This window comes from Acinetobacter sp. YH12064, from assembly GCF_013419735.1.
Classification (GTDB): Bacteria; Pseudomonadota; Gammaproteobacteria; order Pseudomonadales; family Moraxellaceae; genus Acinetobacter; species Acinetobacter amyesii.
The window spans coordinates 187,889-213,197 of record NZ_VOZP01000005.1 but is presented as its reverse complement, the minus strand read 5'-3'; the positions used below and the strand labels follow the sequence as shown (position 1 = coordinate 213,197).

Here is a 25,309-nt window from a genome sequence, read left to right as displayed (position 1 = left end):
ATATATTTGGAAATGGTCTAAGCCATGTTGGCTTTTATTAAATATCATACAGTTGATATTCTAATTATTTGAGAGGTGAACCGTACCGGGTTTGTCGGAGACTTTTTATTTAAGTTAGGCCACCTGACCTAACGGGTTAATCTTATCATAGTACATTGCTTCAAACTCAAAAGGCGATACATAACCGAGTGCACTATGTACACGCTTTTTATTGAACCAATCTACCCAATTTAATGTCGCAAGTTGTACATCCGCTAAACCTTGCCAATCTGCTTTTAAATATTCAATCACCTCTGTTTTGTATAACCCATTCACTGTTTCAGCCAAAGCATTATCGTATGAATCACCGGTCGTACCGACTGATGCTCGTAAATTTGCTGCTTCTAAACGATTGGTATAGCGAATAGAAAGATATTGAACACCTCTATCGGAATGATGAATCACATTCTTTGGCATACCTCGGTCATGCAATGCTTGCTCCAGCGCATCAAGCACCATATCTGTATTCATACGTGTTGATACTTTCCAGCCAACAATCGAACGTGAAAACACATCAATAACAAATGCGGTATAGACCCAGCCTGAATTTGTTTGAATATACGTGAAGTCAGCGACCTGAGAAGCATTGCTTCGCAAGGGTCAGGATGATCAGCAGTAAAATTACGTTTCACTAAATCATCTGCTCTTTTTTGATCATCTCGGCTACGGGTGGTTTGTTTATTCTTACCACGCCAAACACCTTGTATACCTAACTTCTGCATCAAGCGAACCACTGTACAACGTGGAATAACATAACCTTCACGCTTCAATTGTTGCCAGACCTTACGCACACCATATCGACCTGAACTTTCTTTCCAAATTCGTTTGATTTGCTCAGCATGATGCTCATCATGTAGATCTCGTTTCGCTCGATGTTCTAGATTTTCACAGAGATCTAGAGTCCGGTAATAGGTTGAAGGTGCGATAGGTAAAATTCTACAAATCGCCTCAACACCATATAACGCTTTATTGTTATGGATAAAATCCACCATTATTTGTGTGGGCGGTCGAGCTCCGCCTGGGCGAAAAAAGCGGCTGCTTTACGTAGAATTTCGTTAGCACGTTGCAGTTCTTTATTTTCACGTTCGAGTTGTTTAATACGTTCTTGATCTGAAAGTTGCTGTACTTTAATTGGGTTTTGTTTATCTAAACATTTTTGATACCAAATACGTAGAGTTTCAGGCGTACAACCAATCTTAGGCGCAATAGCCGTGATCGCAGCCCAATTCGATGGATAATCTTTTTCGGATTCAATCAATAATTGAACCGCTCTATCTCTGATTTCAGGGGTATATTTTACTTTTTTCATCGGGACATTCTCTCAGAAAGTTTGGTCTCCGACAAACCCGGTACGGTTCATCCGCAGATTATGCACGAATGCTAAGAAAATTAGAGTACAAATATCAATCAAAAAGGTGCTCGTTTTTTGATTTATGAAAGAGATCTATTATTCAATTATATCTTTTAATGATCAATAGAAAGCCTAGTTTCAAACACATTCTTCAGACACAAACAAATATGATCAAAATAGAGTGATTACTCTATAAAATAATAAAATCAATTACTTAAATCATATTTTATTTTAAAAAAAATACAAATGTGTATTAAAAATAACCATTACTTACATTTTTTTGATTACAAAATATAATGAGTAAATTGCTTCCCATTTCATACATTTTTCATATATAAAAAGTCATACTATTTTTAAGGTTTTTCTAAATCACATTTTATACTTCATAGTTTTTAACATCATTATTAAAGGTGAACCATGCAAAAGAAGAAGCGCACCCCATTAGACGCACAACAGTCCCATCTTTGGATTATTGGTGGTGGTATCGCAGGTATGGCTGCTGCTGCATTTGCAATCCGTGATGCCAAAGTCCCTGCCAAAAATATCCATATATTAGAAGAACTCGATATTTCAGGTGGTTCGATGGATGGTGGACATACACCGCATGCCGCGCAAGCTTGGGTAACACGTGGTGGGCGAATGCTGACCGATGAAACTTATTTGTGCCTATGGGACTTATTTTCCAGTATTCCATCTTTGGAAAATCCAGACATTTCGGTGCGTGAAGAATGTCGTGAGTTTAATGAAAAAGTGAAAACCCACGCCAATGCACGGTTGATTGATGCCGAACATGTCATTGCGGATGCAGCAAAGCTTGGTCTGAATACGCTACATCGTGCACAGATGCTGCGCCTATTAGCTTCAAAAGAAGAAAAAATTGGCAGTCGCCGCATTGATGAGTTTTTTGATGAAACCTTTTTTGAAACCAATTTCTGGCGCATGTGGCGCACGACTTTCGCTTTTCAAAAATGGCACAGTGCAGCAGAGTTAAGACGCTATTTCTTGCGTTTTATTCAAGAATTGCCACGCATTCATACCTTAGCGGGTGTGAAACGTACCAAGTACAACCAATATGACTCGATGATTCTGCCCCTACAGCGTTGGTTAGTCGCACAAGGCGTCGATGTGCGTTTTGGACACTATGTCACAGATGCAGACTTCATTACCAATGCTGAAACTCAAGAACGCCATGCCTCGCGCCTATATGTACAACTGCCTGAAGGCTCAGAGCAAATTAATCTGAAAGCCAATGATTTAGCTATTTTCACTTTAGGCTCTATTACAGCAGACTCACGTTATGGCGGTAATCATGACGTGCCTGCCCTTATTCGTCATCGAGAAGATCATGGCTGGACGCTTTGGGAAACGCTGGCACAAAAAGCCCCAGACTTTGGCCGTCCAATGACTTTTTATGGCAATGTCGATGAACATAAGTGGGAGTCTTTCACTCTGACCATGAAAGATGACGTGCTACTTAAACGTATTATTGACTATACAGGCAATGAACCAGGCACAGGCGCACTCATGACTTGGTATGAGTCGGGTTGGCATTTATCCATAGTGGTTCCTGCACAGCCACACTTTGCCGACTTACCTGAAGGTTTATATACCTTATGGGGCTACGGTTTCCAAATTGACCATATAGGCGATTACATCAAAAAACCAATGTCCGAAGCCACGGGGCAAGAAATCCTAACAGAACTGATTAAACAGCTCGGTTTTGACGACATTTTAGATCATGTTTTGGCAACGACGGATGTTACCACAGCCATGATGCCATACGCCTCTGCCCTATTCGCCTGCCGTAAACCGGGGGATCGTCCACAGGTAATTCCACAAGGCTCACAAAACTTTGCTTTCCTTGGACAGTTTGTGGAAATTGAAGATGACGTGGTCTTTACTGTGGAATATTCAGTTCGTGGGGCGATGCTTGCCATTTATGAATTTTTTGGGGTGGAACGTGAAATCCCTGAAATTTACAACGGTCTACTTGATCCCAAAGTGGGTTTAAAAGCTTTAGAAACAGTGTTCCACTAAGTTTTTAATATATAGCGATAAGAGCACCTTTATGTCGCCACTATTACATAGTTTAATTTAAGCAACGTTTGGATACACGAGTGTGGCAGGGATGCCACACGTTATCCATCATAATAGGGATGTTATGTATGGGTAACAAAGGCTTTTGCTTTCTTTTGGCCTATCAAAAGTAAGTGTATTGCCTACACAAACATCTTTTATACTTTATTAAAAAGTTGAGGCGGTGTACGTACCTAATTTTAAATCACATAAACAGGAAAATTATATAAAACTTTATACGTCATTAGTAGACCTCTTTCATAAATCATTTTTCACTCAACTCCAAGTTATAGATTCCAGTAATTAAACTGAATCTCAAACCCAGTCTTTTACCTCTATTTCGGTAACGTCCAGCAAGAATTTTAAAGGTCTTCAGGCGACCAAATACATGCTCGATCCCGATTCTTCTTTTGTTGATTTCCTGATTATAGATTTTGAGTTCAGGATCCAATTTACAGCGTCTTTTGGCTTTTAACGGCAACAGGCTATTAGGATACACAGCATAAATTCCCTGGTAGCCTTTATCTGCAAGGATAAAAGCTCCAGATGGAATCTGCTTTAAATTGCGTTTGAATAGCTCGAAGTCATGCACCGTACCGCGATCAATGCATAAACTCAGAATTTGCTGAGTTTTATAATGGATGATGGCCTGTACTTTAAAGGTATGCGTCTTTTTCTTGCCACTATAGCTTTTCTTCTGTTTTTTTAGGCCTTTGAATTGGAATTTCTGTGGCATCCAGGATCACCACATTCCAGTCTATGCTTTCGCCTTCGGGCAAATTCTTCGGTAAATTAAACAGCTTGGACTGAAGCAGACAATCTTCAACATGACGTACAATTCTTGAGGCTGTAGGCTCTGAAACCCCGTAACTCGTAGCAATGTGAAATAAGGTTCGGTATTCCTGCCAATAGCTCAGACAGAGCAGAACCTGATCCTCCAGACTTAATTTGGGTGGTCTGCCTTTAGCTGGAACATGCTTCTGCAATTGCTCAACCATTAAATAAAAGGTTGACCATGAGATGCCTGTATATCGCTTAAACTGTGTTTCAGAAAGCTTCTTGAATCAATGTATTTCATCCGTAGATTATGCACGAATGCTAAGAAAATTAGAGTACAAATATCAATCAAAAAGGTGCTCGTTTTTTGATTTATGAAAGAGATCTATTAGATATGATATAAGCAAAATAAGTACTATTTAGATTCTGGTTCTAAAGGGCTTTGTTGCACAAAGATTTGAAATGCAAAGCGCCCCTAATTGAGCCAAATTTAAGGCGTAACTTGGGTAAGTGGTCGACCTAATTCCGTAAATCTGTTGAGGACTGCTACACGTGCATGAATTTCATTCACCTGACTAGGAAAGCTTCTTGCCATTAATTTATCGCCTAATAATTTGATGCAATGCATCTTGGTTTCCACCAAACTGCGGCGATGATAGCCTGACCATTTTTTCCATAATGTCCTGCCTAAACGTTTAACTGTTCGAAGTAATTCATTTCGCTCTAGCGAGCTACTCTTTGTATCTTTCCATGGTTTCGCATTTTTTCTAGGTGGAATCACCGCATGTGCTTGCCGATCTGCAATGACCTGACGGCATGGCTTGGTGTCATAAGCTCCATCGGTATAAACAGAGTCAATCTGCTCATCTTGTGGAATCTGATTAAGTAAATCACCAAGCACCTGTGAATCACTGACATTATTGGTTGTGAGCTGAATAGCGCGTATTTGTAGGGTTTTGGCATCTATACCAATATGTAGTTTACGCCATTGGCGACGATATTCAGCTCCATGTTTCTTGCGTTTCCATTCGCCCTCACCTAGAAACTTCATGCCTGTAGAGTCTACGAGTAGATGCAGCCCATCGCTACTTTTTTGGTAGCTGATTGCAATATCAATATGCTTTTGTCTTCTACAAAGCGTACTGTAATCTGGTGCGGTCCAATTTAATCCGCAAAGTTTAATCAGACTTTGCACAAAGCCAGTGACCATACCTAAAGATAGACGGAATAAGGATTTAATCATTAAGCAGCATTGGATAGCTGCGTCGGAGTAGGTTTGATTTCGCCCTTGTTTGCCTTTTGATGGAGCATACCATTGCGTAGCAGGATCAAACCAAATGGCAATATTTCCGCGACTCATGAGTGCTCGGTTATATGCGGACCAATTGGTTGTGCGGTAGATTTTGTGTGTAGGCTTCTTCATTTGAAAATTATATCGCTGAAAAACCCTTTACAGATAGGTTTGTGCAACAAAGCCCACCAGAGCGGCTTTTTATTGATTATTCATGTTCCACGCTTAAAATTCGAATAGTGTTTCATGATTTTTATAAGTTAAACTAAATTTAGTTGCTAATCCCAATAAGCTATTCACTAACTTGTAAATATCGGTATACCGCCTGACGACTAATCCCAAAAGCTTTCCCTAATGCCATTTTCGATGGATACTTCCCCTCCTTCCATGCTTGTCGTAAAGCTTCAGCTTGGTCAGGCTTTAGTTTATGCACCCGACCTTTGTACTTCCCCTGAGCAGAGGCGAGTTTTATTCCTTCCTTTTGCCGCTCTAAAATGATCTCACGTTCGAACTGTGCAAAAGCACCCATCATTTGAAGCATCAAATTATCCATCGGGGTGGATTCGGCTGTAAAAGTAATATTTTCTTTTACAAACTGGATGGCGATCCCTCGTTTGACCAGTTTATCTACTTCAGTGACCAAATCTTTTAGGCTTCGCGCAAAACGATCCATTGAATGTACAATCACCCTGTCCCCTTCCCGGACATAGTTCAACATTTCCTGAAATTTAGGTCGGTCAGTATTTTTACCTGAAGCACGGTCAACAAAAATCCGGTCGACCTCAATTCCTTCAAGTTGACGTCCAGTGTTTTGCTCGACAGAACTTACCCGGACATACCCTACTTTTTGGCCTTTCACTTTTTCACGCCCCAATTGGATAAAAATGAACAATTTCGTAAATTATAATTCTTTAACACTAAAGTTACATGTTACTTATGATTAAAAATCATTTAAATGATACATAATTTCATGAACTTTCAGATTGTAACTTTAGGGTATAGTCTAAAGTAACAGAATGAATATTCTACCCCCGATAGAAACAGCCGTACTCTGGGGGGAGATTTTTTTGATGTGCAGGTGCCGACCCTTACCAGAAGGCACTGTTGAAAATAACCACGAATCGTAAGCTGAATACTCTTTTAGCTAAAGGAGCAGCATATGAATTCTTTCCATAAAATTTAGGCTTGTATACCCAGAAAAATGTGGAACTTCTTAGGTTTCATACATGAGGATTTTGATAGGCTCACTGACTATTTTAAATTGTGTGCCTTAACTCTCTGTTCTAAAAGGCTATTCAGAATTTTTAGACTGTTTATTTTGAACATTCTTTTTACTCTGTGGTGGCGATGCCGTAATTGGACCTTGCAAGATGCATGGTCGTGTATGGGCGATGTCCAGAAAGAATTTGACTCAAAACTATTTTAGTTGGGAAGGAATGCTAAAAATTGGAGATTGATACATCTCATCGTTTGTTTAAATATTTTTTGATTAAATTTTCCCTTTAAAAATTCTATTTTTTTTAATGTCTTAACTTGTATTTAATATAGGAGATCCCCATAACAACAAAAGCACTACAGGAATACAACAATATGGCGAATCCACAAAAACACTATGCTAAGTTCCACACAAATATTCGATTAGGTCGTTATGACGAAGAAAGTACATTACGTGAAAAACGTGACCTTTTGATTAGCACCTTAAAAGATGAACTCAAAAAGGATCCAAATGGTCCTCAATTTGTTGAATACTTTAATCAAGGTAGTTATGCCTTGGGCACAGGGATTAAGCCTAAGAATGGAGATTATGATATTGATGTAGGAGTTTTATTAGATTGTGACAAAGAGGAATATGGCTCAGTAGAAATTAAAAAAATTGTTAGAGATGCTTTAACTCATTCAAATAGAACTGTAACGATCAAACGACCTTGCGTAACTGTCACTTATCTCAAAAATGGTAGTCCCGATTATCATGTAGATCTGCCCATCTACGCTGAAGACGACAAAGGCAATATGTATCTAGCTCGAGGTAAGGAATTCTCCTCTGAAGACCTTAAGACTTGGGATATTTCAAATCCTACTGAACTTACCGATACAATTTTGGGAAAATTTGAAGATGATTCAGATTTACGTCATCAGTTTAGACGATGTACTCGCTACTTGAAACAATGGCGAAATGAGAAAGGTCTAGATTTTTTTAAGAGTATTGCTATCACTACAGCTGTATATGAGCATATAACAGCTGAAGATTATGAGAATGATAATAAGGTATTACTTTCTATAGTAAATAATGTATTAGATCAATTCACTACCTTTAGCATTGATCCAGAAAATAACGAGTATTACTTCAGACTCGTAATTAATTTACCTGCACATCAAGGTGTAGACTTACTCGAAAAATTGACCCGAAAACAAATGGAGCACTTAAAATCAAAACTTGAAGATTTAAAATCATCTTTAGAAGCTGTAAATGAGGAAACTGATACAGTAGAAGCTTGCAAAATTTTAAATAAAACTTTTGGAAGACAATTCCCTATCCCTGAAATACAAGAAGTGTCCGAACCAGTAGTACAAACTTATTACACTCAAGAAGGAAAATCTGCTTAGGAAAACTCAATGTTTTTTGATAACCCAAAGTTAGACAATATTGAAAAGCTATTAAGTGAACATGGAGCTCAAAATATCCATGTCACTTCTATTACTAAGGATTGGGTTAATCTAAAATTTGATTTTCTCATTAATACACAACAGGTTTGCCTTGGTCTAATTTTTCAAAATAGAGCTAATTGGACGATACCTCCCATTTTTAGAATATTGACACGACCAATGTCTGCCTTAGATCATGTGAGTCAAAGTGGGGAAATTTGTACTACGGATCATCAAGGTGAAAACTTTGAAGGCTATAGACATAAAGAACTTATTACTGAATTCTTTGAAAGGGCTATAGATATACTCAAGCAATCTTTTATTAATTTTCAATTAAACAACCGAGTAAGCTTGTATAACGAACTAGAAGGATATTTAGGCAGCACTCAAAATATAAATGAGGATGTAATATTACATTGCGACCCTACTTCTACATTTAATTTATATGGTTGGTTAAGAAAATCATCAAAAGGGAATCATCAAATATTAGAGCATATTGATGATGGCGATAGTTCTTACATAAACCACAACCAGCTCACAAAAGTAAAAATTCATAAGATATTATTAGAAGATGCTTCTGTTTTCCCCATACCAGATATAGGAGATTATTTTAATGAGGACTATTTTCTAAAAATTGTTAATACCCTCTCTAATGAGAACAAACGATCTTTGTTAAAACAAGGCAATCATTATGCCCTAGTGGGAATTCCAAATGAACATGGATTTGCTTATGTGATTTTTTATTATGCCATTTGGTATTCTTTCAAAGAAAAAGTATCCTTCAAAGGCTTTAAAGTCTCTTTAACACAAAGAGCGTGGATAGATTATTTATTAAATAGAACGGGGCAAGAGAAAAAAACAAGACATATAGCGATTATCGGATGTGGGGCTTTAGGCTCAAAGATTGCAGAGATATTAGCTCAAACAGGCGTAAATAAATTTTCTTTCATAGATCCAGAGCTTTTAAAAACAGATAATATTTATCGTCATTCTTTAGGTTTGCAGTATGTTAATACCTATAAATCTACTTCTTTAGCTAATAAGTTTTTAATAGAAAGGCCCGGATTAACTATTTTTCCATTCGTAAGCCATGGTGAAAGCTGGATAAAATCAAAAATTACTGAAGATATTGATACTATCATCATAGCAATTGGCCATACTCCTACTGAGATTTCTCTCGTAAAAACTATTTATGAAATAAGTGCAAACATTCAAGTAATAATAGGCTGGTTAGAACCTTATGATTTAGGTGGACATTTTATTTCTTTCAATAATAAACATGTAGGATGTTTAAACTGCTTATATTTTGATGAAAAATCAAATAAAAGTCTTACCCCTATGTATAAATATGTACAATCTGGACAGCTAATTGCTAAAAATATTACAGGGTGTGCTGGTGCATTTACCCCCTTCTCTTCTTTAAATTGCATGAAGCTAGCAAGCTATATTTCTGAATATGTCCTGAATCAACAATTAGGATTTGTTTCTATTTCTGGCGACAATCAGAATGCAAATAAAAATGGAATAATTACTACCCCTTTTTATAATTCAGTAAATAATTCAAATGGAATTAATATATTGAATTTAAAAGAAATTTATAAAGAAGTATGCCCATGTTGCAATACATAACTCAAGGGAGGATTAAATGTGACACACCTACAGGCCAAGTCTTTATTATTCAAGCAAATGTTTTAAAGAGTTTAAAGCAATTTATACAATTAGAATCAGATTCTCCAGAATCGGGTGGCATTCTAATTGGAAGAACAGACATAGAAACTAAAGCTAAAATCATTGAAAGCTTTACTTCTCCTATGGAAGGAGACTGTCAAACACGTATGTCTTTCTTTAGGTCAAAGTCCCACCAATATGCTTTAATACAAGCTTGGAACGAATCTAAAAAATTCTATAATTTTCAAGGCCTATGGCATACACATCCTGAAGATGTACCAACACCCTCTCCAACCGATTTAAGGGATATAGATACTGTTCTAAATGGCATTACCAATCTTAATGACCCAGTTTTATATTTAATAATCGGAAGAGTAAAAACTGGAATCTGGATTGGTAGAAAAAATTTTAAAATCAAACTGTTAGGTTATATTGAGTTAAATTGAAAATGCAACTAGACCCATCCCTAAGTTTACAGACTTCTTTATCAGCAATAGATGATTTATCAAATGCAAATAAATATATAGAAGAAATTTTAAAGCATATTTGTATAGATTCATTAGGTGTATTAGTTGATGAAGAACGTAAAAATATAATTTTTGTCTTATTGAAAAATAAAAGCCCTGAAAGTTTTTTCCGTATAATTCTCAATTATGATGATACTTTAACTTTTGTCCGAAGATTGCTTGCCAAAAAAATTTCCATTTATGCACGCTTTCTTCAAGGTCACATAATTGATGCCCACACTCTACATGATTTTGAAAAGTTAAAAGAAACATGGAATTTAACCTCCTCTCAAGAGAGCGAAGTTAAAGATGTAGATTTTGTTCCTAGAAAGATTCCTAAACAAAAACCAAACCCTGTAAACCAATTAGAATATTTCATAAAAAGAATTTTTGATTTTGAGCATCTTACAGGTAGGGGTAACGATTTATCTGAAAAAGATAAAAACCAGATTTATCTCTCAAGTCATGGCCGATGTATGTTTAAAGGATGTGGTGCAAAATTAAACATAGATGAAATAACTGGATTTGAAGGTACATATGGCGTTTTAGCTCATAATGTTGCAGCATCAGAAAATTCTACTCGCGGTATCCCCTTCTTCTCATATCAACTATCAGATGATCCAACGAATATTTTATTATTATGTGAAAAACATCATAGGTTAATTGATAAAGTTGCTGGCGCAGAATATACAGCTTCAAGACTCTCGCAAATGAGAAGTAATTTCACAGCACAATGCGAAGATTTATTAGATTCTTTAAGCTTTACTCCTATGCCAGTGTATTTATTTTTCTGGCCCGTGAATCGCAATATTCCTCAGTCTCCTTCACGACGTGATATTGCAAGCTGCCTTCTCCCATTAAAATCTATTTTGCATAAAGATAAGACACTAATTCATGAACCATTACCAGCTCATTTAAGAGCTTCAGCTGATGAGTTCTATAAAAAGTATTTTTTAGAAGAATTTGAAGTTCAAACAGAACAATTACTTAGGGAAACTAAATTTGATGATAAGAGAGTAGCTATTTTTGGCTTCGGCCCTATGCCATGCCTAATAGCATTAGGAAGTAAATTAGGAAATAAAGGGAAATTTATACCTATGCTTATGTATAGGGATGGAAGTTGTTGGATGTGGCCTGATCTTATATGTACAACCAAAGCGTATGAAATTAATAATTTCAGTGAAATAGAAGATTGTACTGAAATTACTATTAGATTGAATCTCACTGCTGATCCAGAAACCTCTAAAAATAAGGCTGTTGAATTAGGACATCCGGTAATTAATATTACTGCTAAACCAGAATATATGGGGAATGGAGCAATAAGAAATCCTGAACGAGGACTAAGTTTCATGCAAGATATTCATGCGTTATTTCATAGTCTAACAGATAAAGGAATTACCAAAATTCATGTCTTACCATGTGCATCCAATGCTGCTTGTATATGGTTTGGACAAGCATTTGATCTGCATCATCCTGAAATGGTTATTTATGATTACTTAAATAATTCAATGGTTCCAAGACTTCAAATTCGAAATAATGGAAGCAAGAATGAAATCGCTGTAATTTAAACAGTATATTTGATAGTACTTTCATACCATTAGATTTAAATATGACATTAGTAAATGGAGTTTAGCTCTAATGGGGCTTTGTTGCATAAATATCTAAGACTATGATTTTGTTTAATTTATTTTTGGATTAAAATTTAAACAAATCCTTAAAAATCAGTATCTTGAAGAATGTTTATACAACAAAGCCGTTTTAAACTAAAAAATGTTTGTAATACTATTTTATTTAAATCACTCTGCGATCTAGGTATTAAATTTAAGACTTTCCATGGTTTTAAATAATCTTGCAGATTTTTTTGTGGTTCGAGAATATTTAAATCTTTATTAATATCAAAATTTGAGGGAATTCCATTTGTATTTTTTGCTAATAATTCCTTAACTAAATTTGTTGGAATAGCTCCATTTAAATGAACGTGTAAATCACCCTTAGGAAGATTCACTATCATATCTTCATTAATTTTTTGTAGTGCAGACATAAGTGTAGAAATTAATATAGCTGATTGAATTTTATCATAAAATCTATTTCCAAGTTATTTATTTTTAAATTTTTCTATTTCAATTCTGAATGGCTTTGTTGCACAAACCTATCTGTAAAGGGTTTTTCAGCGATATAATTTTCAAATGAAGAAGCCTACACACAAAATCTACCGCACAACCAATTGGCCCGCATATAACCGAGCACTCATGAGTCGAGGAAATATTGCCATTTGGTTTGATCCTGCTACGCAATGATATGCTCCATCAAAAGGCAAACAAGGGCGAAATCAAATCTACTCCGACGCAGCCATCCAATGCTGCTTAATGATTAAATCCTTATTCCGTCTGTCTTTACGTATGGTCACTGGCTTTGTGCAAAGTCTGATTAAACTTTGCGGATTAAATTGGATAGCTCCAGATTACACCACGCTTTGTAGAAGACAAAAGCATATTGATATTGTAATCAGCTACCAAAAAAGTAGCGATGGGCTGCATCTACTCATGGACTCTACAGGCATGAAGTTTCTAGGTGAGGGCGAATGGAAACGCAAGAAACATGGACCTGAATATCGTCGCCAATGGCGTAAACTTCATATTGGTATAGATGCTAAAACCCTACAAATACGAGCAGTTCAGCTTACAACCAATAATGTCAGTGATTCACAGGTGCTTGGTGATTTACTTAATCAGATTCCACAAGATGAGCGGATTGACTCTGTTTATACCGATGGGGCTTATGACACCAAGCAATGCCGTCAGGTCATTGCAGATCGGCAAGCGCATGCGGTGATTCCACCTAGAAAAAATGGAAAGATACAAAGAGTAGCTCGCTAGAGCGAAATGAATTACTTCGAACAATTAAACGTTTAGGCAGGACACTATGGAAAAAATGGTCAGGCTATCATCGGCGAAGTTTGGTTGAAACTAAGATGCATTGCATCAAATTATTAGGAGATAAACTCAGTGCAAGGAGTTTTGATAGCCAAGTGAATGAGATCCATGCACGTGTAGCAGTCCTTAACAGATTTACGGAATTAGGTCGACCACTTACCCAAGTTACGCCTTAAATTTGGCTCAATTAGGGGCGCTTTGCATTTCAAATCTTTGTGCAACAAAGCCACTTCAAAGTAGAAATGTCTGGTCTGGATTGTTGCCACTCTAATTTGAGTTTAAAAAAGCTAGCAAATCTGCTAGCTTTTTAAGATGATTATTCTATTTTTTAGAATTTAATAAACCAAAGAAGTTCTCTCCATCGTTCTCTAAGTCTTCAAAAAACTTATAAAACGATTGGGCAATAGCCTTATTTTTGACAATAATACCCACAGGCACTGTTGTTAAAATATTTGTGGATGAATCACTAACGTGAATAATCAAAACACAAAAAGAGTCTTTCATAACCAAAAGCTCAAAATTACCGTCAAAAACTACACTACTTTCCTTAAACGTTAGAAAGTGCTTGGCTCCTGCCTCAGCTGTGATTAGTTTTTTATAACTTGCGATTGATTGTTTATCATTTCTGTATGCCACTGGTAAGAAGCATTTAAAGTTTTTGGTAATTGTGGTTGTCGATAAACGATCAATAAAATCACTAAATCTATCTGACTTACCCCAAAATTCATCTGATGGAGCTAACCAATACAGCTGTTTATCATCATTATTCTGGTCTTGATATTGTTTGATTGTTTTGAAAAACAGGTCTGAATTTTCCTTAGAATATATTGGCCCGATAAAGTATTCATTGGATTTGTGTTCTAGCTTAAATAAGCGATCTAAATTAAGCTTATTCTCGCTAAAAATAGATTCAACTGAAAAAGTATCCTCCATATCTAATTCATGGAGTACCTTTAGAATATCCTCAATATTTTGTGGCTTCTTAGCTGATCTAAGAGCAGCGTAAAGAGAATCTTCGATTTTGTTAAGATTTTCCATGTGATTAAAATCACTAATCTCTGTAGGTGTATAATTCTCATCAAGCGTCAATGGTAATGTAAAACGACGAGAATGGTCTCGCAATTTTTCCACTTGGCTCATTTTATACAGTTGCAGCTTCTTTTCATCCACTGATGGATTCAACTTAACTAATCCTTGGCTGAAATAAAATCGAAAATTTTTCTGAAACTCCTTACTAACCAAAGACTCACCATTTGAAAGGTATTGGTTAGAAGCATCTAATTTAATTGAATTTGCCCCATTGTCAGATGCGTTGGGATTAACTGGCTCAGGATTCAAGCCAATCATCTCAAAACTCATCTTTTGAATATTGTCCTCAATCTTATTTACATAAGGAATTGCACAAACATCCGAGAATGCTTTCTCAAGTCGCAGAGTCAGAGCAAATCGATCATCTTCAAGATGTTTTATCTGCATTTGTTTTAATAATTTAGTTAATAGCACATCTGTTTCATGATTAGATAACCCTAAGAACCGCGCTATTTTTTCAGCAGAAAGTGGTGCAATTACCAATAGGCGCAATACCATAGAATCAATAAAATCTAAGGTATCTGTTGTGGTATAGCTAAATGCCACATTGAATAGTTGTGATGGCAATGTAACATCTACGTCATGATAGCTTCTTAGTGAATTTTCCATGAGTTATACCCCTGCCTTTCTATATTTTTTTGATCTATTTTTATTAATGTGCGGATTGTTTTGTACTATTTTGACAATGGCGCGTTTTGAAATATATCGATATTCTAAAGTCTGATTTTCACGGCACTTGATGTAATTTAATACGCGTCCTAAAGGTAAGTTACTGTTGACTCCTTGCCACATTTCTGACGCACCAAAGATTACAAGACGATCCATTGCGCGAGATAAAGCCACGTTCACACGATTTGGTGACTTCAAAAATGCAGGAAACTTAGTTGGATCATTTCGCGTAACTGAGAGAATGATGATCTTATTCTGTTTACCTTGATAACTATCCACCGTATCAATACGCACAATTGATCTCAATGCATCTGACACTTCACACAAAGAGAAGGCTTTTCTTAACCGGTTTTTTTGCTCAGCATAGGTACAAATTACACCAATAGCAGGCTCTTTAAGGGAATCAGGCTCTGGCACTAATTTATTTAACAAGAGTTTGTCTTGGTCAATCCGCTGAAGAAAATCGATAATTTCATTAATTTCATGTGGGTTATAAATACTACTACCTTTCTCCATTTTGAAATGCTCAGCATTCCCAGTATCCACCCAAGTAACTGTTGAATTCAATTCTATTACGATGTCGGATGCATAGTTATCAGGCACAATCGCTTTAACTTAATTTCTTTCAGCTCTTCATCACTTAAACCACGAGAATCGACAACTTCAGTTTCAAGTTTTCCTTCATAAAAACAGTCTGAAACTAATTCGCCGATGCTCGGACTCATTCGGTACTGTGACAAGAGTTCTGAACTAGCCTTTAGTCCATAATGTGAATTAAAGATACGGCCAAAGTCGCTTTGTAATTTATCTTCCAAATCATCATCTGATATCTTAAGTTGCTTAGCTAAAGCCTTTATATGATCGCTCGAATATAGTGGAGGAAGTTGGTCTTGATCCCCAACTAATAAAATACGTGCACCTGACTGCATTGCAATTGCCAATTCTGAAGCGATTGAACGTGCTGCTTCATCAATAATCACCCAATCAAATACGTGATTGGCGATTCCAATACTTTGTTGGCCAACACCAACGCATGTGCCACAGACTAATTGCCTTGTTTTGACCAGAAAACTTTCATAATTAGCATTTTGGCTTTCAATTAATGGTTCATAATCTAGGGCAATATTGATCAAGGCTTTCGCTTTAAGTCCTTCCTCATTAGATACCCCGTAGTATTGATTAAGTGCTGCGAACGTAATCATGTCGATCTTATTTAACTGGTTTAATACTGTTATCTCTTTATCATTGATACAGTCTTCCAGTTGATCCCAAAAGTCTTGATTTCCGTCAAACATGCTCTTCAGCTTATGCATTGCTGATTTGAAAGCCTGGGTATACTCTTCTAATGAGAAACTAAACTTTTGATCAAGATCATCTTGGTCGATTGACTGATACGCAGATTTAAGACTATTTAAAATAGTGACTCTGATTTCATAAAGATCGCTCAAGTATTCAGCTTCAAGTGATAAATCTTTTGCAAGCTCAAGCACTCTTTCTTTAATATTAGACTTAAACAGCTCTATCTGGCTCGTAATAATTGAGCCTGTATAGACATCTTTTAATTCAGGAGACACAGCACTCTCTTTATTGCTTATTCGAGCAATACTTAATGGTGTGTCATACTCTGTGCATAGCTGACGTATACGCTCAACACTTGTATTTACAGCTTCGTGCGACTGACTAACAATTAAGATGTTAGATACATTTTGTTTATCATAGAGATAGTGAGCCAGTATAGAGATAAATTCAGTTTTGCCGGTTCCTGGTGGTCCCTTTAATAGTGATACAGGTCCATACTTAAGCACATTACGGAACGCTTTACGTTGTAATGGATTGAGGGCTTTAACCAATTCCCCATTTTTGTATTTGTTATAGTGATCTAGATCTTCATCAGGCACTTCAATCTCATAATCTTTTGCTTCAATCACTAATGATGGTTCAAAGTAATCTACGAGATTTTCAATGACAGCCTTATTACTCAGAATATTTGTCAGAGCATCTGCACGTTTCCGATTAGATGACTTATCTGCCTTGCTTTGTAGAAACAGTGTTGCTTCTTCAGGAACTTCATTTGTTTTTTTACAAAAATCGATCCACAATTCTCCGACTTTTGATTGCGCAATATTCACCGTACCTATGCAGAAAGTGTAATCACCTCCCGCCCCAGTTTCTTTAGTGCACATTACATCGACTTTATCGGTCTTTGAAAATTTAGCTGAAACATCTTCTGCAGAGTCATAGTATGCAATAGCACTCTTTGAATCTTTAAAATGTTTGCTCGAAACTATCTTTAACGGCTCAGACAGAGTGATTGTAGGATGTGCATGACGCTCAGTCGCCATGACTTTTTTCCACAACTCTTTCGTTTCAATATCAATTAAGTGGCTATGTGTAGGCAGATGACTCATTGGCTGTGCCATAAGCTCATCAGTAGCTATAACATCGCCTATCTCTTCTTGTAATGCTTTTTGTTCACGCAGAGCCCGTAATGTTTCCTCTTTCTCTTGAGTCCTTTTGAGCTGTGCTTGCTTAAACTGTTCAATAGCATCCTTAAAGTTTTGATCTTTTGCTAAGAAGTCATTTAACTCTACAATGTTGTCACGCTTACTCATCCCAGATATCGGGTGGACTTCAATGCTAACATCAATAGTCAGATCTGCATCCCTACTAGCCTTCCACCACAGGTCTTGTTTTTTGACAAAATCAAGGAAACTTAATTGATTTTCATGGGGCTTATAAAACCCTTTTAACATGCCATTGATTCCGCTAAGTGTAAATCGAAAATCCCCCTCACTTGCTGCCTCAAGTTGGATATAAACTTTGCCGTTTTCGGGATAAATCGTAAAGGGCGTCTCAACCTTACTTGTATAAATACTAATCTGAGGAGCTTCTTTTACAATAGCACCCTTACATTCAAATGCCTCTATAAAGCGAGAATTATCAATATAGCGTACACTTGGATCTTCCATTCCTTCTATGCTCAAGGCTGTATTTAGCCAGGATAAAGTAGGATCCATTGAAGCCACATCATCCACAGCCAAGTCTATATCGTATAGATCTGCGATTAATTTCAATGCAGTAAAGTTGTCACACTGAATGACTGTTGGATCTTCAATATCAGATGGGAAATAAGCATTAGAAGAATCAGGTTGTGGTACTTCAGGATGGAAGCAATCATTAAAACTAACTTTCAAGTTTGTTTTATCTACTAGAATCTTTTCATCATCCAAGTTTCCATGTTGAAAGCCATGCTCATGAAATTTTTTCAGAGAATGCAATAACTGAAGTGAAAGTTCATTTTTTTCATCCTCAGTTAAGCCCTCAATAACCGTTGACCAAGCTTCACCCTTTACCATTTCAGTTACTAGATACACACATGCTGTGCTAGTTGATAAACCAAAATCAATAATCTTAGGAAGGTATGGCAAATTGAGAGCCTGCGTCATTTTAAGTTCTTCAAAGAATCGCTTAAAACAACTCTTTTGATAAGTTGTCATTGCAGATGCAACTTTACCCATCCATGTTTTGACTAACATGTTGCCTGATGCATAGAGTGTAAAATTTTGGTTAGCATCAATAGGCGCGCCAAATATCGGGTAACTGATATAGGTATTTGTCTGATTTAAATATGGATTCAGTACATCTGCATCAAGTTCATAACTAACTTGTTCAGCAGGTTTTTGAGCTAAGAAATCTTGGAATACTGCACATGCATTATCATATTTCCCTGTCAAAGCTCGTGTTAAAATACGCTCTAACCAGTGGTTCTGATCTCGCTCCTCAAGACTAAATTTTTTCAATGAACGTGGGCTCAGTCGAGCATTCTTCCAAATATGAAGGATTAACTGCCCTAACCAATACACATCCTTTTGTGCAGCTGTCAGCGCAAGATTCGGAAGATGAGCTGTTGTATTCAAAAATGGGAGTTCGTTAGCCAGTTCAGGGTCAATTTTCGAGGGCTGTATTTGATCATTTGCTGCCGAAAAATTGGATAGCAATATCTCCTTTTTATAAGAGATCCACACACTATGATCACCCACATCACCATGAGTAATTCCCATTTGATGTAGGTGATTAAATTTACCAAGCAAAATCTGGAATAAATCCAATTTCTCAGATTCAGACATTTTCTCAGCATAAGCGCCGATGAATTCGTTGACTCGATAGCTGTTCTCAGGCAACTCATACAACTCATTATATTTTGATGTCATGTCATCAAGACTTGGGTTTGTAATCGGGTGCAAACAACTTTGATAAAGATCAGGCTTTTCTGTTTTAATTTTTTGGAAAACCCGGCGCTCATTGCAGATCAAGTTGAATCGATGTTGAGGCTGACTCATTCTTGAGTTACTCAACTTGAATTCATTAAAATCCCAACAACGCATTAAAGATTTTTCACCAACGATGGTCAATGAATGCGCTTTATACTCGCTATAAATCTTTTTAGGATGCGGTAAGATCAAGTCACCTCGTTCATGATTATTAATAATCAAAGAGCGTGGTTGAATTTGGTCAGGCGCAAAAATTTCATCAATAATGGCGTGATATTCTTTTTTAATATCATATATGCGACCATCACGTTCCAGATGCTTGCGGAACATATTATTAAAATTCTTCTGTTGAGCTAATTGTATAAACTCATCTATCGAAAGAATGTGCTCTAAATCTTCTGGAGGCAGGCGCGAATAATCTGCTTTACCACACATGACAACAAAGTGAGAAACACTTTGGTAATGAAATGTAATGCCCTTAGCTTTCTTTTCTGAAACTTTATCCTTTAGTTTATTAACTATAATTTGCATTTTTTTTACATTTTTAGCTACAGGGCATGAATCTTGCTCTTTATTACCTACGTACCATTTTCCTGCAACTTTTGTAATTTCCTTACCGTTCCAGTCTTTGAATTCAATGACCAAAATGTTTGCATGAGTAATAATTAGGAGATCATATTCAAATTTCTCAGAACTACCTTTCGCTACTGCTTTTTTTCCATTTTTATGCATAAATTCAAAACCAGCATATGCTCGCCAGTTTTTAGTTTTTTCGCCACGATCAAAGACCTTTTTAATCTTATCAATTGCTTTGAGTTCGTGCTCGTATATACCTGTCTCTGGATATGTAACTTTCATATTAAAAGATTCTTTATTTAAAATGTCTTGCTTTTGCACATACAACAAATAAGCGTCAAAAATGATGCTAAATTTTTATTAACATAAAGTAATGCTATATGTACGGTGTCTTTTAGAAAAAATACTTAGCGTAAGAATTTAGTTTTTTCAGGTTGATGGTTAGTTTGGCCAAATAAGCCCTCCGAAGGTTTTTTATATTCAGTTTAGGATTGTATTTAAAATAAAGTCTGCCAAATATTTTGGTGTAAAACCTGAGTCTTCTAGCACGATCATCATTTAGATGATCTAACTCAATCATTCGTTTAAGCAAAACGTATTTCACTTAACGGTTCATAATGTGACTTATATTACATTTAATTTTTGAGTATTCAAAATTATTTTATTGAATTATAAGAAAAAAACTTAAGGAATTCCTTAAAATTTGATGACAATGGTCATATCTCTAATCACTAAAAAGACCAAAAATAGATATCTACCCATATCTCTCGGACAAATTAACTCTATTTTATAAAAGTATCAATAAATTCATTAGGTTCATGAACCAAAAATTTATAATTATTTTTTTATTTATATAAGTTATTGAAAATAATAAATAAAATTAATAAAAGTTTTATTAACTAGACTTCAGGTGAACATAAGTAAACTAAGGTAATATGCAAACCTAAACACGATACTGACCTATTGTCTGGCTTACGTAATTCTCTGATTCTTTAATTGGCACAAAAACTATTCTTATTTTCTCACATTGATCACTTGTTTAATGCTTTGATTCCAAAAAATTATCACATGACGTTTTTCTTAGGATTTACTAATGACCCTATTTTCCCAGAGTCATCTTGTTATCCGTCATATTAACGCCAAGCAATCCTCCCAGCATATTTGAAAAATTTGATAACATTTTAAAATATGCTTTGACACATATTTGGCATTTTGATCAATTCCTAAGAAACACAAAGAGCCCATGTATATAACCATGGTAAACCAATGATGCTTAGTCTAATTTTTACTGTAACATCGACTGAAAAGTAAATAAGAGTGATCTTTAGAATCACCAAAACGTCCAAGCAACTGCATGCTTTTTAAAGCAAATTAACGCAAGTCGATATCACAGCATGACTATGTAAAGTCGCAATCTGCTCGTAAGAAATTCCGTCTTGGGCTTGAAATTATAAAATTTTGGGCGCTGTGGAGAAGTTAAAGTCGCAACAGGTATTTTGTTTATAGATAATCACAATGCTGATCTTGCTATGCGGTGTAAGGATACTTTTGAACCGCTAAATTGAGCCATGAATCATCATAGTATCTCCTTGTACTAAGGCCCTAGTGATTACTCGGACCTGCCTCCCCACCTTTACATGCAACCGACATCCCCCTTCCCATTTCAGTTCTTTTTAATAAATTTTACTCTATAAATCAAATACTTGCATTAGTTTTTTAAACTCATATAGTGTTGTTGAAAAAGTTACATTTATTTTCTCTTTAAATTTACAAACGTGTATTGTGTTATGCATCTTCATGCTGATTTTTCAAAACCAATTATCATCACTCCGCAAGATTACCATTGGGTCAAATCTCCAGGCGGTCAAGTCAATCGTATGATGCTTGACCGAATTGGTGCAGAAAAAGCGCGCGCAACCAGTGTGGTTGAATTTTCGCCACAGACTCCATTCACTGAACATACGCACCCCCTTGGTGAAGAAGTTTTGGTCTTAACTGGAACATTTACTGAAAATGAGGATCAACACTATCTTGCAGGATGGTATATGCGTAATCCACATCAATCTAGCCATCGGGTATCGAGTGAAATGGGTTGCCAAATTTTTGTCAAACTCATGCAAATGACAGAACATGAAGTGACTCCAACACGCATTAATACTCATGACCCAAAGCATTGACGTATTCAGCAAGGCCGAGAAATCTGCTCCTTATTTAAATCAAATGTTGAACAGACTTTTTTGGAAAAATTAAAACCCAATCAATGCATGGCTGAAAGTGCTGAACATGGCATTGAAATTTTTATCCTTGCAAGGTGCGCTTAGCTCAGCACACCATGTATATCCTACGGGAACCTAGATGCGCTTTCCTTCAGATTATGATATTGATCTAAACGCCACCGAATTAGGTGCAACGCTGTATATCAAAAGCGGGCATTTACAACATGCCAGAGACGTTGGGACAGATGAATTGAATATGTGAAGAGCTTATATCTGTTGCTTTAAGACATGATCTGCCTGAAAATTTTTATAGGTTAAACGTTCCGCTGTGTCATGGGGTAAAGGTTCTACCACTTGCAGACTGTTAAGACAACGCTCGGTTAACTCAATGTACTGCGCCGTACCATGACGTTTCCAAGCAATTTCTTGATCGGTTAAGGCTCTCACCACCCGTGCAGGACTGCCCAATACCAGCATATTATTAGGAATCTCTGCTTTTGCCTTAACTGTACTGTTCGCACCTACAATCACATTATCCCCAATCACAGCTTCATCGAGAATTACGCTATTCATGCCAATAAGGGCATTCTTGCGTACCACACAGCCATGCAAAATAGCACCATGGCCAACATGACCATACTCTTCCACCAAAGTCACACTGTTTGGAAACCCATGAATGGTACAAGAGTCTTGTACATTGGCATTTTTTTGAATATAAATACGGCCAAAATCGGCACGTAAGGCAGCAAAAGGTCCAATATAAACCCCTGCCTCAATAATCACATCGCCAATCAACACGGCGTTTGGGTGTACAAAAGCCTGAGGATCGACCACAGGAATCACGCCATCAATGGCATAGCACGGCATTGTTCTATCCTTGTTGTTAATTTTAAATTAGACGCTAACTTAATAGCTCAAATCTGGCTGTTTTAAACCACCAAAACGTTTATAAAACTGTGGGTGTGCAGGCGGCATACTGCCTTCAGCCGTACGTGCAACATTTAAGAAAAACTCATCGCCTGCCATAAATACAGCCTGATACAAATTGGTACTTAAATTACGTGCAATTAACGACAGCCAGTCCGTCGGTAACAACTCAAATGGTAAATTTGGATCTTTAAGTAAAATACGACGGAACTGATGAATCAATAAGATACGAATTTGAAAGGCTTGGACAGCATCTATGTCTTCATCTTGCTCGACAAAATAGAAAAACTCACGAAAATCACTAATGAATTTTTCATAGCGTTGATGTAATTCTTGAATGGGCCAATTCACAACCACCATACGTTTAATGGTGGGATAAGATTCTTGCCAAAGTTCTAAGGTTTCGGCACGAAATACCACCACTTGATCGGTCATTTGATGACTGAGTAATAAATTTTGCAGCTTTTGTTGATCACAGCCCGGATATGCCATGACATTGGTCGCGATATTGGCAAAACCTAACCATTCAAGCTCTTTCTTTAAGACCAATTTATTTTCAAGTTCAACTGAGCTCAGGAGCACCAAGTCCCACTTTTTATCCCAATCTTTATGACTAAAGCCATAAATTTTCTGATCAGCCATGATAAAACGCTGACGACTACTTTCCGTAATACGGTAATAACTGGTGCGCCCAATTTTCTCTGAACTGAGCCAGCCATTTTGTACCAAACGAAAGACCGCAGTACGTACTGAACGTTCATTCAAGCCAAATACGTCCATTAGCTGAATTAAGCTCGCAAGACTGATGACACCGCCACGGTGATAAATGCTATCACCAAAAATGGTCATGACCAATGAAGTCCCACTGAGCGCTTCACGTTGAATAAACTCATCAATAATTTGTTTTAATTTAGGATTCATTGCGTTTTCATTTACCTGTGAATTGCCTGATGAGCCTAGTCATCAGGCATGTTCATTTAAGCGGATTGTCGAATATCAAACACGCGCTGCGCTTTGCCTTCAGAGCGAGGTAAACTCCCTTCATTCAGCACTTCAACACTCACACTAATCCCCACCATGGTTTTAATCTGTGATTTTAATTGGTTTGCAAGCTGCGTCGCCAATTGAGGACTGCTATCTTGACGCATTTCAGTGCGAATATGCAATGTATCCAAGTGTCCTTGCTTACAAATATGAATCTGATAATTGGCAATTAATTGTGGAATTTGCAAAATTTGCTCTTCAATTTGCGATGGGAACACATTCACACCACGAATAATCATCATGTCATCGCTGCGGCCCACTATTTTATCCATACGACGCATGGTACGTGATGTGCCTGGCAGTAAACGTGTCAGATCACGGGTACGATAACGAATCACCGGCATGCCTTCTTTGGTAATTGTCGTGAATACCAATTCACCCAGTTCACCATCTTGCACCACTTCGCCTGTTTCAGGATTGATAATTTCTGGATAAAAATGATCTTCCCAAATGGTTGGGCCATCTTTGGACTCTAAACATTCCATTGCCACCCCAGGACCCATGACCTCAGATAAGCCATAAATGTCTAAGGCATCAATACCTAAACGCGTTTCAATTTCTTTACGCATTTCATTGGTCCAAGGTTCAGCACCAAATACACCAGTTTTAATAGAACAGTCTTTGGCTGAACCAAACTTTTTCTCCAGGGCTTCAATGATATTCAAGCAATACGATGGTGTCACCATGAGTGCTGTTGGTTTAAAATCGTGAATTAACTGCGCTTGTTTGTCTGTTTGCCCGCCTGACATTGGAATGACAGTAGCACCCAAACGCTCTACGCCATAATGTGCACCTAAGCCACCAGTAAATAAACCATAACCATACGACACTTGAATGGTGTCTTTACTGCTTAGCCCTGCAGCACGCAGCGATCGTGCGACTACGTCCGACCAGATATTGATGTCATGTTGGGTATAGCCAACCACCGTCGGTTGACCTGTGGTGCCCGATGAAGCATGTACGCGCACAATTTGCTCTTGAGGCACCGCAAACATGCCAAATGGATAATTGTCACGTAAATCTTTTTTGGTGGTAAAAGGGAATTTTGCTAAGTCTTCTAGATGTTTAAAATCATCCGGATGTACACCTGCTTCATCAAACTTTTGCTTATACACCGTGCTGTTATGATAAGCATGATTGAGCGTCTTTTTTAAACGCTCAACTTGCAGTTGACGTAATTCATCTACAGATGCGGTTTCGATGTGTTCCATTGCATTTTTATTCATTGTCTTA

Annotated in this window: 16 protein-coding genes, 3 pseudogenes and 1 other annotated feature; of the genes and pseudogenes, 7 read left to right on the top strand and 12 right to left on the bottom strand. The window is 36.9% G+C overall.

Annotation, left to right across the window (positions count from 1 at the left end):
- Positions 1-114: 114 nt before the first annotated feature.
- A pseudogene (locus tag FTU13_RS07060) lies at positions 115-1,348 on the bottom strand (IS3 family transposase).
- Positions 957-1,073 (bottom strand) — a sequence feature (AL1L pseudoknot). (Overlaps the previous pseudogene by 117 nt.)
- Before the next feature lie 459 nt (positions 1,349-1,807).
- Between FTU13_RS07060 and FTU13_RS07055 the strand changes: the two are divergent.
- A complete protein-coding gene (locus FTU13_RS07055; protein WP_159139003.1) occupies positions 1,808-3,427 on the top strand; it encodes an oleate hydratase in 1,620 nt (539 codons plus the stop codon).
- A gap of 304 nt (positions 3,428-3,731) precedes the next feature.
- On the opposite strand, the gene FTU13_RS17350 is transcribed toward FTU13_RS07055, so the two are convergent.
- The 4 genes from FTU13_RS17350 to FTU13_RS07035 form a co-directional block, all read right to left on the bottom strand.
- Positions 3,732-4,202 (bottom strand): transposase family protein, encoded by a 471-nt coding sequence (locus tag FTU13_RS17350; protein ID WP_218955132.1) that lies wholly within the window; start codon positions 4,200-4,202, stop codon positions 3,732-3,734.
- Entirely contained in the window at positions 4,150-4,464 is a 315-nt protein-coding gene (locus FTU13_RS17630) for a transposase family protein (RefSeq protein ID WP_180127535.1), read from the bottom strand. The genes FTU13_RS17350 and FTU13_RS17630 overlap by 53 nt, the downstream gene beginning before the upstream one ends.
- A gap of 269 nt (positions 4,465-4,733) precedes the next feature.
- Entirely contained in the window at positions 4,734-5,666 is a 933-nt protein-coding gene (locus FTU13_RS07040) for an IS5-like element IS17 family transposase (RefSeq protein WP_174560624.1), read from the bottom strand.
- Between the two features lie 160 nt (positions 5,667-5,826).
- Positions 5,827-6,393, bottom strand: coding sequence for a recombinase family protein (locus tag FTU13_RS07035; protein WP_000678311.1), 567 nt, complete (start codon positions 6,391-6,393; stop codon positions 5,827-5,829).
- Between the two features lie 731 nt (positions 6,394-7,124).
- Here FTU13_RS07035 and FTU13_RS07030 point away from each other — a divergent pair.
- From FTU13_RS07030 to FTU13_RS07015, 4 genes are read left to right on the top strand one after another with little or no spacing between them, the layout of a single operon-like run.
- Positions 7,125-8,138 carry a nucleotidyltransferase gene (locus tag FTU13_RS07030; RefSeq protein WP_005006358.1) on the top strand — a complete coding sequence of 338 codons (1,014 nt, stop codon included), beginning with the start codon at positions 7,125-7,127 and terminating at the stop codon, positions 8,136-8,138.
- Positions 8,139-8,147: 9 nt separating this feature from the next.
- Positions 8,148-9,806 (top strand): ThiF family adenylyltransferase, encoded by a 1,659-nt coding sequence (locus FTU13_RS07025; RefSeq protein ID WP_005006360.1) that lies wholly within the window; start codon positions 8,148-8,150, stop codon positions 9,804-9,806.
- Entirely contained in the window at positions 9,791-10,291 is a 501-nt protein-coding gene (locus FTU13_RS07020) for a Mov34/MPN/PAD-1 family protein (protein ID WP_005006362.1), read from the top strand. Before FTU13_RS07025 ends, FTU13_RS07020 begins: the two co-directional genes overlap by 16 nt.
- A gap of 2 nt (positions 10,292-10,293) precedes the next feature.
- Positions 10,294-11,919 carry an SAVED domain-containing protein gene (locus FTU13_RS07015; protein ID WP_005006366.1) on the top strand — a complete coding sequence of 542 codons (1,626 nt, stop codon included), beginning with the start codon at positions 10,294-10,296 and terminating at the stop codon, positions 11,917-11,919.
- A 146-nt stretch (positions 11,920-12,065) separates the two neighbouring features.
- Here FTU13_RS07015 and FTU13_RS07010 read toward each other — a convergent pair whose 3' ends face one another.
- Positions 12,066-12,392 carry a hypothetical protein gene (locus FTU13_RS07010; RefSeq protein ID WP_005028412.1) on the bottom strand — a complete coding sequence of 109 codons (327 nt, stop codon included), beginning with the start codon at positions 12,390-12,392 and terminating at the stop codon, positions 12,066-12,068.
- A gap of 145 nt (positions 12,393-12,537) precedes the next feature.
- On the opposite strand from FTU13_RS07010, the pseudogene FTU13_RS07005 reads away from it, so the two are divergent.
- Positions 12,538-13,460 (top strand): annotated as a pseudogene (locus FTU13_RS07005) (IS5 family transposase).
- 145 nt (positions 13,461-13,605) lie between these two features.
- On the opposite strand, the gene FTU13_RS07000 reads toward FTU13_RS07005, so the two are convergent.
- The 3 genes from FTU13_RS07000 to FTU13_RS06995 are packed head-to-tail and all read right to left on the bottom strand — an operon-like array spanning position 13,606 to position 20,171.
- Positions 13,606-14,982, bottom strand: coding sequence for a hypothetical protein (locus FTU13_RS07000; protein ID WP_180127537.1), 1,377 nt, complete (start codon positions 14,980-14,982; stop codon positions 13,606-13,608).
- 3 nt (positions 14,983-14,985) lie between these two features.
- Positions 14,986-15,645: an AAA domain-containing protein gene (locus tag FTU13_RS17445; protein ID WP_373423878.1), complete on the bottom strand. Its 660-nt coding sequence runs from the start codon at positions 15,643-15,645 to the stop codon at positions 14,986-14,988.
- Positions 15,615-20,171: an AAA domain-containing protein gene (locus FTU13_RS06995; RefSeq protein ID WP_257226732.1), complete on the bottom strand. Its 4,557-nt coding sequence runs from the start codon at positions 20,169-20,171 to the stop codon at positions 15,615-15,617. The genes FTU13_RS17445 and FTU13_RS06995 overlap by 31 nt, the downstream gene beginning before the upstream one ends.
- 1,505 nt (positions 20,172-21,676) lie before the next feature.
- Here FTU13_RS06995 and FTU13_RS06990 point away from each other — a divergent pair.
- Positions 21,677-22,367 (top strand): annotated as a pseudogene (locus tag FTU13_RS06990) (cupin domain-containing protein).
- Between the two features lie 5 nt (positions 22,368-22,372).
- On the opposite strand, the gene FTU13_RS06985 reads toward FTU13_RS06990, so the two are convergent.
- Genes FTU13_RS06985 through paaK form a run of 3 tightly spaced genes read right to left on the bottom strand, consistent with a single transcriptional unit; the run spans position 22,373 to position 25,302 of the window.
- Complete coding sequence (locus FTU13_RS06985; RefSeq protein WP_180127540.1) at positions 22,373-22,972, bottom strand: gamma carbonic anhydrase family protein; 600 nt, start codon at positions 22,970-22,972, stop codon at positions 22,373-22,375.
- Positions 22,973-23,011: 39 nt separating this feature from the next.
- Positions 23,012-23,953 carry a PaaX family transcriptional regulator C-terminal domain-containing protein gene (locus tag FTU13_RS06980; protein ID WP_180023690.1) on the bottom strand — a complete coding sequence of 314 codons (942 nt, stop codon included), beginning with the start codon at positions 23,951-23,953 and terminating at the stop codon, positions 23,012-23,014.
- A gap of 56 nt (positions 23,954-24,009) precedes the next feature.
- A complete protein-coding gene (gene paaK, locus FTU13_RS06975; protein ID WP_180127542.1) occupies positions 24,010-25,302 on the bottom strand; it encodes a phenylacetate--CoA ligase PaaK in 1,293 nt (430 codons plus the stop codon).
- Positions 25,303-25,309: the final 7 nt, after the last annotated feature.

Excerpts from the sequence above, each read along its gene's own strand:
- FTU13_RS07055 (WP_159139003.1), top strand. The coding sequence starts at position 1,808 with ATGCAAAAGAAGAAGCGCACCCCATTAGACGCACAACAGTCCCATCTT.
- FTU13_RS17350 (WP_218955132.1), bottom strand. The coding sequence starts at position 4,202 with ATGCCACAGAAATTCCAATTCAAAGGCCTAAAAAAACAGAAGAAAAGC.
- FTU13_RS17630 (WP_180127535.1), bottom strand. The coding sequence starts at position 4,464 with ATGGTTGAGCAATTGCAGAAGCATGTTCCAGCTAAAGGCAGACCACCC.
- FTU13_RS07040 (WP_174560624.1), bottom strand. The coding sequence starts at position 5,666 with ATGAAGAAGCCTACACACAAAATCTACCGCACAACCAATTGGTCCGCA.
- FTU13_RS07030 (WP_005006358.1), top strand. The coding sequence starts at position 7,125 with ATGGCGAATCCACAAAAACACTATGCTAAGTTCCACACAAATATTCGA.
- FTU13_RS07025 (WP_005006360.1), top strand. The coding sequence starts at position 8,148 with ATGTTTTTTGATAACCCAAAGTTAGACAATATTGAAAAGCTATTAAGT.
- FTU13_RS07020 (WP_005006362.1), top strand. The coding sequence starts at position 9,791 with ATGTTGCAATACATAACTCAAGGGAGGATTAAATGTGACACACCTACA.
- FTU13_RS07015 (WP_005006366.1), top strand. The coding sequence starts at position 10,294 with ATGCAACTAGACCCATCCCTAAGTTTACAGACTTCTTTATCAGCAATA.
- FTU13_RS07010 (WP_005028412.1), bottom strand. The coding sequence starts at position 12,392 with ATGTCTGCACTACAAAAAATTAATGAAGATATGATAGTGAATCTTCCT.
- FTU13_RS07000 (WP_180127537.1), bottom strand. The coding sequence starts at position 14,982 with ATGGAAAATTCACTAAGAAGCTATCATGACGTAGATGTTACATTGCCA.
- FTU13_RS06995 (WP_257226732.1), bottom strand. The coding sequence starts at position 20,171 with ATGAAAGTTACATATCCAGAGACAGGTATATACGAGCACGAACTCAAA.
- FTU13_RS06985 (WP_180127540.1), bottom strand. The coding sequence starts at position 22,972 with ATGCCGTGCTATGCCATTGATGGCGTGATTCCTGTGGTCGATCCTCAG.
- FTU13_RS06980 (WP_180023690.1), bottom strand. The coding sequence starts at position 23,953 with ATGAATCCTAAATTAAAACAAATTATTGATGAGTTTATTCAACGTGAA.
- paaK (WP_180127542.1), bottom strand. The coding sequence starts at position 25,302 with ATGAATAAAAATGCAATGGAACACATCGAAACCGCATCTGTAGATGAA.